The organism is Clostridium pacaense (assembly GCF_020709765.2).
Classification (GTDB): domain Bacteria; phylum Bacillota; class Clostridia; order Lachnospirales; family Lachnospiraceae; genus Enterocloster; species Enterocloster hominis.
Window position 1 is genome coordinate 1 of sequence record NZ_JAJFEB020000158.1, and the last position, 250, is coordinate 250.

Genomic DNA, 250 nt, shown 5'->3' on the forward strand with positions numbered 1-250 from the left:
TCTCCTCCTTTCCTTCTCCTCCTCCTTCCTCCCTTCCCTTCTTCCTTTTTCTCCTTCTTTCCTCCTTCCTTTTTCCTTCTTTTTTCCCCTCTTCCTTTCCTTTCTTCCCTCCCTCCTTCTTTCCTCTTCCTTTTCCCCCTTTCCTTCCTCCTCCCCTCTCTCCTCTCCTTCTTCTTTCCTTTTTTCCCCTTCTCCCTCCTTCCTCCCCTCTCCCCCCTCTTCTTCCTTTTCTTCTTCCTTCCTTTCCTTT

1 protein-coding gene is annotated in these 250 nt (G+C 49.2%); it reads right to left on the reverse strand.

Features of this window, described 5'->3' with window-relative positions; translation table 11 throughout:
* A partial coding sequence (locus tag LK536_RS58900) for a hypothetical protein (protein ID WP_506092347.1) occupies positions 1 to 250 on the reverse strand: 250 nt, incomplete at both ends.